14 protein-coding genes, 2 tRNA genes and 2 rRNA genes (1 of these 18 running past the window's edge) are annotated in these 15,661 nt (G+C 30.0%); 5 read left to right on the forward strand and 13 right to left on the reverse strand.

What is annotated here, in order from left to right; translation table 11 throughout:
* Positions 1–137: 137 nt before the first annotated feature.
* Positions 138–980 carry a YihY/virulence factor BrkB family protein gene (locus ACZJV1_RS17695; RefSeq protein WP_463650941.1) on the reverse strand — a complete coding sequence of 281 codons (843 nt, stop codon included), beginning with the start codon at positions 978–980 and terminating at the stop codon, positions 138–140.
* A gap of 223 nt (positions 981–1,203) precedes the next feature.
* Here ACZJV1_RS17695 and ACZJV1_RS17700 point away from each other — a divergent pair, with 223 nt between their 5' ends.
* Positions 1,204–2,082: an aldose 1-epimerase family protein gene (locus ACZJV1_RS17700; protein WP_463650942.1), complete on the forward strand. Its 879-nt coding sequence runs from the start codon at positions 1,204–1,206 to the stop codon at positions 2,080–2,082.
* 141 nt (positions 2,083–2,223) lie between these two features.
* Here ACZJV1_RS17700 and ACZJV1_RS17705 read toward each other — a convergent pair whose 3' ends face one another.
* The 4 genes from ACZJV1_RS17705 to ACZJV1_RS17720 form a co-directional block, all read right to left on the reverse strand.
* Positions 2,224–2,856, reverse strand: coding sequence for a cyclase family protein (locus ACZJV1_RS17705; RefSeq protein WP_463650943.1), 633 nt, complete (start codon positions 2,854–2,856; stop codon positions 2,224–2,226).
* Positions 2,857–2,877: 21 nt separating this feature from the next.
* Positions 2,878–5,166 (reverse strand): helicase C-terminal domain-containing protein, encoded by a 2,289-nt coding sequence (locus ACZJV1_RS17710; RefSeq protein ID WP_463650944.1) that lies wholly within the window; start codon positions 5,164–5,166, stop codon positions 2,878–2,880.
* Positions 5,167–5,291: 125 nt separating this feature from the next.
* On the reverse strand, positions 5,292–5,435 hold the full coding sequence (locus ACZJV1_RS17715; protein ID WP_411169143.1) for a YvrJ family protein: 144 nt from the start codon (positions 5,433–5,435) through the stop codon (positions 5,292–5,294).
* Between the two features lie 97 nt (positions 5,436–5,532).
* On the reverse strand, positions 5,533–6,123 hold the full coding sequence (locus ACZJV1_RS17720; protein ID WP_411169144.1) for a DUF1836 domain-containing protein: 591 nt from the start codon (positions 6,121–6,123) through the stop codon (positions 5,533–5,535).
* Positions 6,124–6,608: 485 nt separating this feature from the next.
* Here ACZJV1_RS17720 and ACZJV1_RS17725 point away from each other — a divergent pair, with 485 nt between their 5' ends.
* Positions 6,609–6,848, forward strand: coding sequence for an AbrB/MazE/SpoVT family DNA-binding domain-containing protein (locus ACZJV1_RS17725; RefSeq protein WP_016207519.1), 240 nt, complete (start codon positions 6,609–6,611; stop codon positions 6,846–6,848).
* Positions 6,849–6,918: 70 nt separating this feature from the next.
* On the opposite strand, the gene rsmI is transcribed toward ACZJV1_RS17725, so the two are convergent.
* The 4 genes from rsmI to ACZJV1_RS17745 form a co-directional block, all read right to left on the reverse strand.
* Positions 6,919–7,764: a 16S rRNA (cytidine(1402)-2'-O)-methyltransferase gene (gene rsmI / locus ACZJV1_RS17730; protein ID WP_411169145.1), complete on the reverse strand. Its 846-nt coding sequence runs from the start codon at positions 7,762–7,764 to the stop codon at positions 6,919–6,921.
* Positions 7,765–7,768: 4 nt separating this feature from the next.
* Positions 7,769–8,518, reverse strand: a complete 750-nt coding sequence (locus ACZJV1_RS17735; protein WP_463650946.1) for a tRNA1(Val) (adenine(37)-N6)-methyltransferase — start codon at positions 8,516–8,518, stop codon at positions 7,769–7,771.
* A 279-nt stretch (positions 8,519–8,797) separates the two neighbouring features.
* Positions 8,798–10,027 carry a C40 family peptidase gene (locus ACZJV1_RS17740; RefSeq protein ID WP_411169147.1) on the reverse strand — a complete coding sequence of 410 codons (1,230 nt, stop codon included), beginning with the start codon at positions 10,025–10,027 and terminating at the stop codon, positions 8,798–8,800.
* A gap of 274 nt (positions 10,028–10,301) precedes the next feature.
* A complete protein-coding gene (locus tag ACZJV1_RS17745) occupies positions 10,302–10,607 on the reverse strand; it encodes a hypothetical protein (RefSeq protein ID WP_463650947.1) in 306 nt (101 codons plus the stop codon).
* 125 nt (positions 10,608–10,732) lie between these two features.
* Here ACZJV1_RS17745 and ACZJV1_RS17750 point away from each other — a divergent pair.
* Positions 10,733–10,808, forward strand: a tRNA-Pro gene (locus ACZJV1_RS17750).
* A gap of 419 nt (positions 10,809–11,227) precedes the next feature.
* Complete coding sequence (locus ACZJV1_RS17755; protein ID WP_463650948.1) at positions 11,228–11,869, forward strand: HAD family hydrolase; 642 nt, start codon at positions 11,228–11,230, stop codon at positions 11,867–11,869.
* A gap of 44 nt (positions 11,870–11,913) precedes the next feature.
* Here ACZJV1_RS17755 and ACZJV1_RS17760 read toward each other — a convergent pair whose 3' ends face one another.
* Positions 11,914–12,660, reverse strand: a complete 747-nt coding sequence (locus ACZJV1_RS17760) for a peptidylprolyl isomerase (protein ID WP_463650949.1) — start codon at positions 12,658–12,660, stop codon at positions 11,914–11,916.
* Between the two features lie 176 nt (positions 12,661–12,836).
* Here ACZJV1_RS17760 and bcp point away from each other — a divergent pair, with 176 nt between their 5' ends.
* Positions 12,837–13,289 carry a thioredoxin-dependent thiol peroxidase gene (bcp, locus tag ACZJV1_RS17765; RefSeq protein WP_460289293.1) on the forward strand — a complete coding sequence of 151 codons (453 nt, stop codon included), beginning with the start codon at positions 12,837–12,839 and terminating at the stop codon, positions 13,287–13,289.
* A gap of 216 nt (positions 13,290–13,505) precedes the next feature.
* Here the strand turns inward: bcp and ACZJV1_RS17770 are convergent.
* The 3 genes from ACZJV1_RS17770 to ACZJV1_RS17780 form a co-directional block, all read right to left on the reverse strand.
* Positions 13,506–13,581, reverse strand: a tRNA-Phe gene (locus ACZJV1_RS17770).
* A 5-nt stretch (positions 13,582–13,586) separates the two neighbouring features.
* Positions 13,587–13,703: ribosomal RNA gene (rrf, locus tag ACZJV1_RS17775) — 5S ribosomal RNA — on the reverse strand.
* Positions 13,704–13,758: 55 nt separating this feature from the next.
* Positions 13,759–15,661, reverse strand: a 23S ribosomal RNA gene (locus ACZJV1_RS17780) (it continues 1,003 nt past the right edge of the window).

Genomic DNA, 15,661 nt, shown 5'->3' on the forward strand with positions numbered 1-15,661 from the left:
CCTGAATATCTCTTCTTTGATTATATCCAGTTAGTTTTTTTCTATACATAAATAAATAAAATATTACATATTTTTATAAACACTTTCTTAGAAACAAAATAAGAGACTATATAAAAATAGTCTCTCTAATAGTTTTATTAATTTTTTCGTCTCATTGATAAAACTGAATTTATTTCAGCTCCTAAAATTAGTATCATTGATGTAATATATAACCAAGTCATTAATATAAATACTGCCCCTACGCTTCCATATAACCTTGAATAATTAGCTATATTATTTATATAGTATGAAAATGCTAATGAAACTATTATCCATCCCAAGGTACTTACTATAGCTCCTGGAAAAACCTCTCTCCATGGAATTTTTTTAGCAGGAGTGTACCTATATATCCCTGCAAATATCCAACACATTATAAGTACAACTACTATATACCTGCTTAAATTCCATATTATTATTATTATATTCTGAAATGGAAGTATAGATATTAAATATTTTCCTATCAATTCTCCAAATACTAATAAAGCTAAAGCTAACATTATTATTAAAGCTAAAGCTAAGGTAAAAAATATAGCTACAAATGCTCTTTTTATAAAGGATCTACTTTCCTTCATGTCGTATGCTTTATTAACGCCTTTAATAACTGCTCTGAATCCCGATGAAGCTGACCACATTGTAAGAGCAATAGAAGCTCCTAATAAACCAGCATTTTGAGTATCTACAATTTCAACAACTGTGGTATCTACTAATGTAAATACACTATCGGGTAATATAGTTCTTAACCCATCTAAAATATCTGCAGAGTTTAAATTGCTAAAACCAACTAATGTCATTAAAAATATTAAAAACGGGAAAAAGGCTAGTATTAAATAGTATGCAAGTTGAGCACCTAATGCAAATATATCATCATTATTCACTTTTACAATAAAATATATTATACCATCTATTATAGACTTTTTATTTTCATTATTGTTATTAGCCATTAAATCACCACATTATTTATTATTTATTTTTTATCTTTTATATTATATCTCAAATAAGTTATATTATAATTCTTTTACATTATTTAATTATTACTTTATATAATACTATATTATTTGAAATTATATAAGCAAAGTGATGTATTTATTTCTAATTCTTTCTAAAAACCATTGATTATAGTATAATTTCTATGTAAACCTTATATAAATTGAAAGGGTGTTTATTATGAAATACATATTAGAAAATGAAAATATAAAAATATCAGCTAATACATTTGGTGGAGAACTTAATAACTTAATTAGTAAAAAAGACTCAACAGAGTTTCTATGGAATGGAGATGAATCATATTGGAAATATCATTCCCCAATATTATTCCCTATAGTTGGTAGAGTTACAGATGGTAAATATTTAGTAGATGGATTAGAATATGAATTACCACAACATGGGCTTGCAAGAACTAAAGACTTTAAAATGATTGAAAAAGACGATAATCATATAGTATTTGAACTTTTATGGTCAGAAGATACATTAAAAGTTTACCCTTATAAGTTTTCATTAAAGCTTTCATATGAGCTTTTAGAAAATGGCGTTAAAGTTGGATATAATGTTACTAATCTTGATGATAAAGATATCTACTTCTCAATAGGAGCTCATCCAGCATTTATGTGCCCATTAATGGCTGGAGAGAAACTTGAAGATTACTACTTTGAATTTAACCAAAAGGAAAACTGTTCTTTAATGGAACTAAATTCTAAAACTGGATATTTTACTTGTGACAAAAAGCCATACTTCAATGATGAAAACATTATAAATCTGTCTTTAGACTTATTTAAACTTGATGCCTTAGTGTTTGGAGATTTAAAGTCAAATATAATAAGTTTAAAATCAAAAAATCATAACAAAAGCCTATCTATGGACTTCTCTGGATTTCCTTATTTAGCTATATGGACAAAATCAACTGGAGCTCCTTTTGTTTGTATAGAACCATGGTATGGTCATTCAGATTTTTATAATTTTAATGGAGAGTTTAAAGATAAAGCTGGGATTCAAAAATTAAATGTTGGAGATTCATTTACTGCAAACTATAAACTATTTATAGATTAATAATTCTTATATAGGCATAAATATAAACTTACAGTTTTAATTCATACCTATATTAAAAGAAATTCATATAAAAATAATATTAAAAATAAGTCAAGGTAATACTCTAAGTAGCTTTATACCTTGACTTATTTTTATTAAATGCTAATTAGTTAAGGCAATTGCCCTAACTGGTGATGCATCTCCGCATTCTATTTTTAATGGAGTAGCTACTAGTGTAAACTCTTCGCTATTTATCAGATCTAAATTAGTTAAATTTTCAATTATCAGTTTTCCTCTAGATAAAATAATGTTGTGTATTTCAAAATCTATACTATCAAATTTATCAATAGATATTGTGTCTATTCCTATCCCTCTTAAGTTGAAGTCACATATCCATTTAGCTGCCTCTTCAGTTAAGCTAGGAAAATTATTAAAGTAATCATTACTTCCCCAATATTTTTCCCATCCTGTTTTTAATATTAGAAAATCACAGTTTCTTATCTTATCTTCATATTTCATTAAGTCTCTTATAGTGACTTCTTTAAATTGAGAAATATCTACTATTACAGCTATACCTATAAAGTCACTTACATTAAACTCGTCAATATTTTTCCCCTTATTAATCATATGGCTCGGCGCATCAATGTGAGTTCCTGTATGAGTACATATTTTTAAAATCTTCTCATTAAAACCATCCTTTTCGATTGTGGCTATATTGTAGATCTCAGGCTTCTCATCTTTTGTATATGTAGTCATATCTGTGTTTATATTGTGACTTAAATCTGTAACTCTCATCCTAACTCTCCCATCTATCCATTATTTTATTATTTCCCATTCTTTTGGCAATAAATTTCTATATTTAAGTGTAAAGTATCTGTCATCTATAAGAAGTATCCGTCCCTCATCTGTTTCTGTCCTTATTACTCTTCCAGCCGCCTGCATAACCTTATTTATTCCAGGATAAATATATGCATAATCAAAACCTTTTTCTTCATAATAATCCTTTATTATATCACCTTCATTTGAGATTTTAGGAAATCCAACTCCTACTATTATGCTTCCGATAAGCCTATTCCCTGGTAAATCTATACCCTCTGAAAATACGCCTCCTATAACACAAAATGCTAGTATATTAGATTTATCTTGAAACGTGTCTATAAACTCTTCTTTTTCAGACTCTGTTAAAACCTCTTCTTGACAAATAGTATTACTTTCTCCATAAAGCTCTATATACCTTAAATATAACTTTTTTAAATATTGATAAGATGGTAAAAACACTATATAATTTCCCGATTTTACTTCTATAAATTTTCTTATTAACTCACATAAATTATCAATATTATTTTCTCTTTGTCTAAATCTCATATTAAGGGGATACCCATAAACTTTTAGATTATCTTTTTTAAATGGAGATGCTAGTTTCATTCTATAGCTCTTATCGTCTCCTCCAAGTAAATCTATATAATAATTTATAGGTGTTAAAGTTGCTGAAAATATTATAGTTGAATAGCTTCCTTGAACTACTTTAGACAGATTTTTAGAAGGATTAACACAAAACAACTTAACTTTAACATTGTTTTTATCTTGCTCTACTAAAGTAACATACTCATCACTATAAAGTTCTGAAATAGATATAAAACTTCTAATATCAAAATATAATTCTTTAATTTCATCATATCCTTCGGTATTTACAGCCTTTATAAGATATTCATCACATTCTTTTAAAACTATTCTTAAAAGCTTATATAAATTTTTATACTCTTCTTTTTTGTAAATACTATCTTGCTCTAGCTCCTGAACTTCTCTTCTAATCTCTATGAGTTCTTTATTTGTAGCATTTAATGCCTTATATAAGCTTGGTACCTTTCCTTTAAGTAATCTACTTGCATGTAATATCTTATCCTTATAAATTTCTGAACTAAACATATTTCTAGCTCTATCCACAAGATTGTGACCTTCATCCACAAGTAATATATTGTTTTCCACATCTTCTTCAAAAAATCTTTTAAGTTTAGCTCTTGGATCAAAGGCATAATTATAATCACATATTATGACATCACACCATAAACTTAAATCTAATGATAACTCAAATGGACATATACTATTTTTTCTTGAATATAACTCTATTATTTCTCTTGTAAAATTATTTTCCTTTTCTAACATCTTAAATATAATGTTATTTACTTTGTCAAAATAGTCAACTGCATATTCACAATACTCTGGATTACACTTCGCCTTCTCTTTAAAACAAATTTTTTCTTTTGATGTTAAAGTAATATTTCTACATGTAAGTCCATTTTCCTTTAATCTATTTATTGATTCCTCTGCAACAGTTCTGGTTATAGTTTTCGCAGTTAAATATACTATTCTATCTCCTCTATCCTCACCTAAAGATTTTATAGCTGGGAATACTGTAGATATAGTTTTTCCTATTCCTGTTGGAGCCTGTGCAAACAATACAGACTTCTCTTTTATTGTATTAAAGCAGGTAATTGCAAGTTCTTTTTGCCCTTTTCTATAGCTATCAAAAGGGAATTGTAGCCTTTTAATAGATTTATTTCTTGCTTCTTTTAATATCGATTTTAATAATATCCACTTTTTATATTCTTTAATTATAGAAAAAATGAACTCTTCTAATTCATCTAATTTAAATTTTTTATCGAAACTTTTAACCTCTTCCGTTTCTATATTAAAGTAACTTAACCTTATATATATTTCCTTTAAGTTATTTTTTAGAGAATACATGTATGCATAAAATTTACCTTGTGCCCAGTGTAAATCATTATAATCATCATCTATAAATATTAGTGATTTCATAGTGGATTTTATCTCTTCTATATACACATTATCATCTTCTATAATTATTCCATCCGCTCTTCCCTCTACAATTAAAGTTATATCATCTATTTCAAAGGAATGCTCTAATTTTACTTCTTTTTGATAATTCATATATATTTTTTCATTACTACTTTGAAGTTTTTGATGAGCTAACGTTCCTTCTAAAGCTCTACTTCTTCCCATATATCTATCATCTAAGCTACCAGTCTTTAAAATATATTCTATTATTCCTCTAACAGATTCTTTAACTATTCTTTTATTATTCATTAAAGTTCTTCCCTACCTATATACTTTACATATATTATAATCCTAAAGTTAAATAATTAATAGGATATAAAACTGAATAAGGTATTGCCATAATCAAATATAACAACACCTTAATTTAAAATACTTTATTTAATTGAATTTATGGTTTGTGAAAGGTTATTTATGCTAGTAGTAAGATTCTCTAGTTTTCCTTCTATTCTTACTAATAAGTATAAGGAAATTGCTATAGGAAATCCTAAATTAGCTATTAAGTTCACTATCTCTTCCATAAAAAATCACCCCACTATTTAAATATGCTTATAATGGGATTTTTTTAAAAATATAATAATTAAATTTATATAGAAAAATTAATTTATTATAGTTATCCTATTCTGAATGATATTCATTTACTATTTTTTGTACTAATTTTTTTATAGCACTTGCTTGTGCTATAAGAGACATTACTATAACAAATGTTCTTATACTATTTTCATCTTTTTCATTTAACTTTAATTCAGAAATTATACTATCTAATTTTTCCTCATCTACAGCTGGCTTAATTAAGAAATCTTTAAAGCTCTCACTTTGAGTTTCTGAGAATATCTTATATGCTTTTTCCCAAGATATAATATCATCTGTTCTGTCATTTATCTCATTAAATGCCAAAGTGAAAACCTTTTTAATTTCTTCCGTTGTTAATACCGGTCTCATATAGCTTAAAAGAACTAATTGTACCAAATGTATTTTAGTATAGCCCCTTTTCTTTCCGTCCTCAGGCTTACTTATAACTTCACTCTTTATATAATTTTGAACTATATTATTAGTATATTTATCCTCCATAAACTTATCATTTAAAAAATCTATAACTTGAGATAAAAAAAGATCATATTTCGGTAAATCATCGTAACCAACCATAGTATTATTAGACATTTCTTCGGCAACTTCTGTTATATAATTAGTATCTATTTTCTTTACCATTCTATCCACCTCTACATTTTTACTTTATTATAATTATATAGTATATATAAACTTATTACAAGTTATTTTTTTCTGTTTAATTTAATTTTATTATTATTTTCTTAAAATAATATAAAAATTATCTATTATTTTGAAATTCTTAATTAAAACATGCACTTTATACAATTAACTTTACATATATACATATATTTTTTACATTTTTTTCTTATTTTATTATCTTTTTTTTAATTTTGTTTTGTACAAACTTAATTTTCATCTTCTTAAGCTAGTAGACAAGCCATTCTACATTTTTTTACTGTTTTACTGTAAATTTGATAAATAGTATTGACTTTTCTAATTTATGGTAGTATATTGTATTTATAACTCTAAGAGTCATATTAAATTTGTAATTTTTGAAAATATTTTTCTTTTATGTTGACTTTTAATTACATTTTTAGTAATATTAACTTGCAAGATGTCGAAACTTGTTTTAAGGAGGAAATAAAATGAAATCAACTGGTGTAGTAAGAAGAGTGGATGAATTAGGAAGAATAGTTATTCCTATTGAATTAAGAAGAACATTAGATATAGCTGAAAAAGATGCTTTAGAAATCTATGTAGATGGTGAGCAAATAATATTAAAAAAATATGAACCAGCTTGTATCTTCTGTGGAGATGCTAGAGATGTTGTTAACTACAAAGGTAAAAACATCTGTAAAAACTGCTTAAATGAATTAAAAAAATAATTTTAATACTTATTAAAAAGTCAGTTATAATTAAATCCCCTATGAATTCGTAAATTCGTAGGGGATTTAATTATAACTCTGTTGAGTATTTATAGACTTCTTTTTTAGGTAGATTTCTCTCTTTAGCCACTAGTTTTATAGCTTCTTTTTTGTCTATTCCGCTTTCTATTAATTTTATCAAATGCTCTTCTATTGTTAAATCGCTCCACAAAGCTTCCTTTTCAGCTTTTATCTCATCGTCTGATTTTCCTTCAATAACTAAAACAAACTCTCCTCTCGGTCTGTTTTCTACAAAATATTCAATGGCTAATGATATAGTACCTCTATAAATTTCTTCATGAAGTTTAGTAAGTTCTCTACATATTGCTATCTTTCTATTACCTAAATTATTTAATAAATATTCTAATGTATCCAATAGTCTATGTGGAGCTTCATATAGTATTATAGTATCTCTGACACCATTAATCTCTTCCATTATAGGATTTCTCTCTTTATTTTCTCTTGGTAAAAATCCTCTAAAAATAAACTTTGTTGTATCTAATCCTGAGTAAACTAAAGCAGTTGTTATGGCTGTTGCTCCAGGTAATACTTCAAATTCTATTTCTTGTTCTATGCATTTTTCAACAATTACACTTCCAGGATCAGATATTCCTGGAGTTCCAGCATCAGTAATTAATGCTATATTCATTCCATCTTTTAATCTATTTATTATATCTTCACTTTTCCCTTGCTCATTGTGTTTATGATAACTAAATAAGCTTTTCTTTATATTAAAATGATTTAATAGCTTTAAACTTTGTCTTGTATCTTCTGCTGCTATTATATCTGCATTTTCTAAAACCTCCAAAGCTCTTAATGTTATATCCTTTAAATTACCTATTGGAGTTGGTACTAAATATAATTTCCCTTTTTCCATGAAGCTAAACCTCCCTACCGTATATTTTATTTAATTCACTTGAATAACTACCATCTTCATTATACACATATAAAGGTGCTTCCCACTTTAAATAAGCTCCTCCATCACGTTGGCCTTCAACTAAGACTATATTAGGTGCCTTCTTACTATTTGGTTGTATCATCTGCACTCTTTTAGGCTCAATTTTATGCTTTCTCATAAGTTCGAATATATCTATTAACCTTTCAGGTCTATGTACCATATACATTCTTCCATTATCCTTTAAAAGCTTTCTAGCTGATACTATTACATCCTCTAATGTACATAATACCTCATGCCTAGCTATAGCTAATTTATCATTAGGATTTACTATACCTGAATTATTTAATTTATAGGGAGGATTAACAGTTAAAACATCAAATTTGCCTAACTTACTTAGAAAATTTATATCTTTCAAATCAGCATTTTCAAATTTAATTACTTCTTCTAATTTATTATAGATGCTACTTCTTCTAGCCATTTCCACCATATCGCTTTGAATCTCGATTCCAATAGCTTCTTTAGGCTTATATTTCCCATATAATAAAAAAGGAACTATTCCAGTACCTGTGCATAAATCTATAACTCTATGATTTCTTTTTACATTAGCAAAATTAGATAATAGTACTGCGTCTACACCAAATCTAAATCCTGATTTTTTTTGTATTAAATATAAGTTATCTAACTGTAAATCATCAATAGATTCATCTTCTAGTAAATTAATATTTCTATTCATCTTAAATACCTCTAATTTCTTTTGTCATTATATTATTAGTATCAACATTAATATAAATTATAATAATAAGTCTACCAATTAAACATAATGAACCTTAGACTCTTCTTAAATATATACTTATAAGCTTTAAAACTAATCTAAATTATATCATAAAATATTATCCTATTAATATTTTATTTTTTAAATTAAATTAGTAAAAACATAATAATATATTATTATGAAAATAAACTCCGCCTAAAATAAGACGGAGTTTATAAAAATCATATAATTAACTTCTAATTAAAGTACTCTTCTAGCAGTAGTGAATGATGTAAGAGGTGAAACCTTAACTGCATCTCCTGGTTGTGGAGCATGTATATATTGTCCTCCACCTACATAAATTCCAACGTGATCTAAACCATAAGTAAATACTAGATCTCCTGGTTGTAATTCATTATATGAAACTTCACGTCCCACTCCAACCTGTGAATAAGTTGTCCTTGTTATGTCCATCCCCGCTACATTTCTATATACAAAACTAGTAAATCCTGAACAATCAAAACTACTAGGTCCTGTTGCTCCATAAACATATGGAGTACCTATATATCCATATGCAAAATCTACTATTGCATTACCTGAACTACTTGTTCCTGCATTACCTGATCCAGATCCTCTATTTGGTATACTTGCTGCTTCTTCTTGAGCTTTTAATTCCTCAACTTTAGCTGTTCCTGCATCTATTGCATTTCTAACTTCTTCAATTACAGTTGGACTCTTAAGCTGATTATCTTTAATGTTTATTAATTGGCTTATAGCACTTTGAAGAGCTGATTTATCGTTAGATGATTTTACTATTTCAAGTTGATGTTCAACTAAACCTCTTTCTGCAACAGATAAAAACTCAGCATCGAATTTTAATTGCTCAGCCTGTGCTTCTGCAATAAAACTTTCCTGCTCTGCTTTCTTAGTTTCAAATTCTGATAGAGTCTTATTAGTTTCCTCATTTATTTTAGCTATTTCATTTGATTTTTCTTCTAAAGAAGATACTTTCTCGTCTAATTTTTCTTTCTTATCTACTAAATCTGTTACTATCTTTTTATCAATACTTACAAGTCTATTAGCAGAATCTAATTTAGAAACAAGATCACCAAAACTATCAGCGCTAAATAGAAGCATTAAATAACTTCCTTGTCCACCTGACTTATATAGCTCTCTTAACCTTTTTCCTAATACTTCCTCTTTTTCTGAAATTTCAGTTTTTGAATTTTCAATTTCTTTCTTTGTGTTTTGAACTTCATCCTTAATAGATTCCATTTGCTTCTTATTATTTTCAACCTTTTCAGCTAATGGTGCTATTTGTTCATTTAAACTATATATCTTACCTTGAATATCTTCTATCTTCTTATTTATTTCGTTATACTCTTGTTGATTTTTTTCTATTACCTCCTGATTTGGAGTAGCAAAAACCGGCGTGACTGAAGTTATTGTTAAAGCACCTGCTATAACAATTGATAAAATCTTCTTTTTCATAAGTGTTTGGTCCTTAGACCATCCCCCTCTCCCTATATGATTTATTACCATTATAACACTTATGGAAAGCTTGGACAATGGTAATTTTTAAAAAATGAGATATTTAGACCATGTAAATGTATACTATACATATGTAGATAAGTCTTGGTTATCCATATATAACCATGATTACCTAGTTTTCATTATAATTATATGCTATTTATAACCATCATTATTATAATTTTATAAATAAATTATTAAAAATTTATTTATAAAAAGGTATAGGAATATATTTCTATATATTCCTATACCTTTTTGAAGACTTACTTTGTACTAAAGATGAAATAGATACAATTACTATAAATAAAATTATTATATACTTAGATTGATTTGGTAAAATATAATCAGCTATTCCTAATACAACACCTAATGCTCCTATAGATATATTAAATATTCCGTTAACCTTCATAAACTTATCAATATCACTATAAACTCCACTATTGCTTAATAGCTTTTTAGTCTTTTTGCTCTTTAATGATAATAATCCCATTAATATAAAGCCTATGCTTCCCAAAATAATTACTATAGTACTTCCTCTCATTAATTTGTTCCTCCTAAATATATATAATATCTATATATATTAAAACAACAGAAAAATAATTTCAACATTTTATTTTTAAAACTGTTGACATAGCAGGTTATAATTACTATAATTATAATGTACTTCGGGGTGTGGCGCAGATGGGAGCGCGCGTGGTTTGGGACCATGAGGTCGCAGGTTCAATCCCTGTCACCCCGACCATAAAAAAATCCTCTCTATTATTGAGAGGATTTTTTATTTTATTTATTATTTCTTACTTATTAAGTATAATAATTTTTAATTTTAAGTAAATTTTATTTTAATATTTGTATTTTAAATTATATATAGATATACTATATTAATTGCAATCCATATAGTCATTAACTTCTTTAAGTTTATCTTCAAACCCAATAGATTTACAAGAAATTAATACTATAGGAATTATTGATATATAAACACACAATATTAATATCAACATAAATCTTATCCCCTTTTCAAAATTCTAATTACAATACTTATATGAAAGAGGAGTCATAATTGTTAAAATTTTTATATACTACTAAAATAATATAAATTAACATAATATTTAACTTATTATAATATTATGTTAAATAACACTTGAAGGAGGTAGTCATAAATATATGGATAATATACAAGCAGTTATATTTGATTTAGATGGAACACTAATAGACTCAATGGGAATATGGGCTCAAATAGATGAAGAATATTTAAGTAAGTTTGGTTATAATGTTCCTGATAATCTTCAAGAAAAAATAACTCATCTTACTCTTACTGAAACAGCTATCTATTTTAAAAACAATTTTAATATAGATAGCAGCATAGAAGATATTATATCTACATGGCATGAAATGGCCTTTTATCATTATTCTAATACAATTAAACTAAAAGATGGTGTAGTAGAGTATTTAACTTTACTAAAACAAAAAGGTGTGAAAATCGCCTTAGCAACTAGTAATTCTATACCCCTACTAGAGGTAACACTTAAGAGAAATAATATATACCACTTTTTTGATTCAATAACTACAACAGAAGAAGTAAAAAAATCAAAAGATAATCCCGACATATATTTACTATCTGCCAAAAAACTTAATGTTGATCCAAATAAGTGTTTAGTTTTTGAAGATATAGTACAAGCTGTTAAAGGGGCAAAGCTTGCAGGCATGAAAGTGTTTGCTATTTATGATAAAGCATCTGAAAATCAAAAGGAAGCCTTAATAAATATAGCTGATAAATACATATTAAGCTTTAATGAATTACTATAAAAAATAAAGGAATTGACATCAATTCCTTTATTTTTTATACTTTATTATGCTCTAGTAACTACGTATTTCTTTTCTAATTCTTTAACAACATCTAAATACTTTCTTTGTTGCATTTCTTGTAGTAATGTATTTACAATTTGATCCTTAACTTCATCAAATAGCATTTCTTTACCTTCATTTTTCTCTTCAACATTTATCAAATGATAGCCAAATTGAGTTTGAACAGAATCACTTACAACACCTATTTCTAAGTTAAATGCAGCTTCTTCAAATTCTGGAACCATCATACCTCTACCAAAAGCTCCAAGGTTTCCTCCTTGCTCCTTAGATGGGCAAGTTGAATATTTAACAGCAGCTTCTTCAAATGTAATTTCATTTGAATCAATTTCGCTTTTAATTTTATCACAAAGTTCTTTTGAATCAACTAATATATGTTTTGCTGTAACTGCTGGTTGTTGAGTAAAAACATTCTTATTATTATTATAATAATCTAAAGCATCCTCATCTGTAACAGTAACTTCTAATAATAATTTATTTATTGTTAATTGAGTTAAAATATCTTTTTCTGCCTGTTTTACATTTTCTCTATACTCTTCTGTAGAGTCTATATTTAATTCCTTACCTAGCATGTTTATTAGTTCAAAAGAAACCATTTGCTCTAATAATTGTTTTTTTGCTTCTACTGTTTTAAAGTATTCTCTTCTTTCTGCTGGGTATTTCATAATTACTGCTTGTAAATCAGACTCTTTTATTTCTCTTCCTGCTATCGTAGCCAAAATTTTATCTTCCATTAAAATATCTCCTTTAAATAAAAATTTGTTAACATAGTTAATTATACCAGAGTTTATATTAAAATATATATGATTTATTAATTTAATATAAATTTACGATTAAATTAGTATTACTTGTTGATAATAATTATTAGTAGTATTATAATTAAATAAACTTTATAAGGAGGATGTTTTTAATGGAATTAGGAAAATTAGCACCAGATTTTACACTTATGGGATCTGATGGAAAAGAACATAAATTAAGTGACTATAGAGGAAAAAAAGTAATAGTATATTTTTATCCTAAGGATAATACTCCGGGATGCTCTACAGAAGCCTGTGATTTTAGAGATAATATAACTGAAATAAGTGATTTAAATGCTATAGTTCTTGGTATAAGTAAAGATAACTTAAACTCACATAATAAATTTATTGAAAAATTTAACTTACCATTTGTTTTATTAAGTGATGAAGAAAAAGTTGTTTGCCAGCTATATGATGTTATTAAAGAAAAAAATATGTATGGTAAAAAAGTTTTAGGAATAGAAAGAAGTACTTTCATTATTGATGAAAATGGAATTCTAATAAATGAATTTAGAAAAGTTAAAGTTAAAGGTCATGTAGATGCCTTATTAGAATTTATTAAATAAAAAAAGTCGCCAAGGCGAGCTTGTCGAGGCGTCGACTTTTTCAGCGCATGTGAATTTCCGAAGCTTGCCTGAGGAAAATCTTGTAAGCGCACTATATTCATATTTTTACTCTTTAGGCGATACCTAAATACCTTACAGTAGTTATTCATAATAAATATAAAAATATAATTTCCTAAAGAGTAAAAAAGCACTAACAAATGTTAGTGCTTTTTTATCTGGTGGCTCGACCAGGAATCGAACCAGGGACACGAGGATTTTCAGTCCTCTGCTCTACCGACTGAGCTATCGAGCCATATAACCTGGCAACGTTCTACTCTCCCACACAGTTTCCCATGCAGTACCATCGACGCTGTAGAGCTTAACTTTCCTGTTCGGAATGGAAAGGAGTGTTTCCTCTACGCCATCATCACCAGATATCAGAGTGTTCTCTGAAAATTGCACATGAATTACAGCCAAAATCTTTTAATTATTGGTCAAGCCCTCGACCTATTAGTATCAGTCAGCTAAATATGTTACCACACTTACACCTCTGACCTATCAACCTTGTGTTCTTCAAGGGGTCTTACTAGCTTATGCTATGGGAAATCTCATCTTGAGGGGGGCTTCACGCTTAGATGCTTTCAGCGTTTATCCCTTCCCGACTTAGCTACCCAGCCATGCTCTTGGCAGAACAACTGGTGCACCATAGGTCAGTCCATCCCGGTCCTCTCGTACTAAGGACAGCTCCTCTCAAATTTCCTACGCCCGCGACGGATAGGGACCGAACTGTCTCACGACGTTCTGAACCCAGCTCGCGTGCCGCTTTAATGGGCGAACAGCCCAACCCTTGGGACCTACTACAGCCCCAGGATGCGACGAGCCGACATCGAGGTGCCAAACCTCCCCGTCGATGTGGACTCTTGGGGGAGATCAGCCTGTTATCCCCGAGGTAGCTTTTATCCGTTGAGCGATGGCCCTCCCACGAGGTACCACCGGATCACTAAGCCCGACTTTCGTCCCTGCTCCACTTGTGGGTGTCGCAGTCAGGCTCCCTTCTGCCTTTGCACTCTTCGAACGATTTCCGACCGTTCTGAGGGAACCTTTGGGCGCCTCCGTTACTTTTTTGGAGGCGACCGCCCCAGTCAAACTGCCCACCTAACAATGTCCCGTCACCAGATTCATGGCGTCCGGTTAGAATCCCAATACTGTCAGGGTGGTATCCCAAGGATGACTCCACTAAGGCTGACGCCCTAGCTTCTCAGTCTCCCACCTATCCTGTACAGACAATATCGAAACTCAATGCTAAGCTACAGTAAAGCTCTACGGGGTCTTTCCGTCCAATCGCGGGTAGCGAGCATCTTCACTCGCACTACAACTTCGCCGGATTTGCAGTTGAGACAGTGCCCAAGTCATTACGCCATTCGTGCGGGTCAGAACTTACCTGACAAGGAATTTCGCTACCTTAGGACCGTTATAGTTACGGCCGCCGTTTACTGGGGCTTAAGTTCACACCTTCGCTTGCGCTAAGTGTTCCCCTTAACCTTCCAGCACCGGGCAGGCGTCAGCCCCTATACATCAGCTTACGCTTTAGCAGAGACCTGTGTTTTTGCTAAACAGTTGCTTGGGCCTATTCTCTGCGGCCTGCTCTCGCAGGCACCCCTTCTCGCGAACTTACGGGGTCAATTTGCCTAGTTCCTTAACTGCAATTCTTCCGATGGCCTTAGGATTCTCTCCTCATCTACCTGTGTCGGTTTGCGGTACGGGCACTACTTCTCTCTCTAGATGCTTTTCTTGGAAGCATGGAATCAGATACTTCGGCCAAATTGGCCTTCCCCATCACACCTCAGAATTGTTAAGACGGATTTTCCTGTCTTAACTCCCTAAATGCTTAGACTAGCATTTCCAATCGCTAGCACATCCTATCCTTCTCCGTCACACCATCGATAATAACGATAATAGTGGTATTGGAATATCAACCAATTGTCCATCACCTACGCCTTTCGGCCTCGGCTTAGGTCCCGACTAACCCTGGGCGGACGAGCCTTCCCCAGGAAACCTTAGATTTTCGGCCTGTAAGATTCTCACTTACATCTCGCTACTAATGCCAACATTCTCACTCGTAATCAGTCCACCGCTCCTTACGGTACGACTTCAGCCCGATTACGACGCTCCTCTACCGCTCAAGTTAAACTTGAACCCGTAGCTTCGGTGGTAAGTTTGAGCCCCGGACATTTTCGGCGCAGGATCTCTCGACTAGTGAGCTATTACGCACTCTTTAAATGAGTGGCTGCTTCTAAGCCAACATCCTAGTTGTCTTAGAAATCCCACATCCTTTACCACTTAACTTACACTTTGGGACCTTAGCTGACGATCTGGGCTTTTTCCCTTTTGAC

It is taken from the genome of Clostridium sp. LS3 (genome assembly GCF_055330225.1).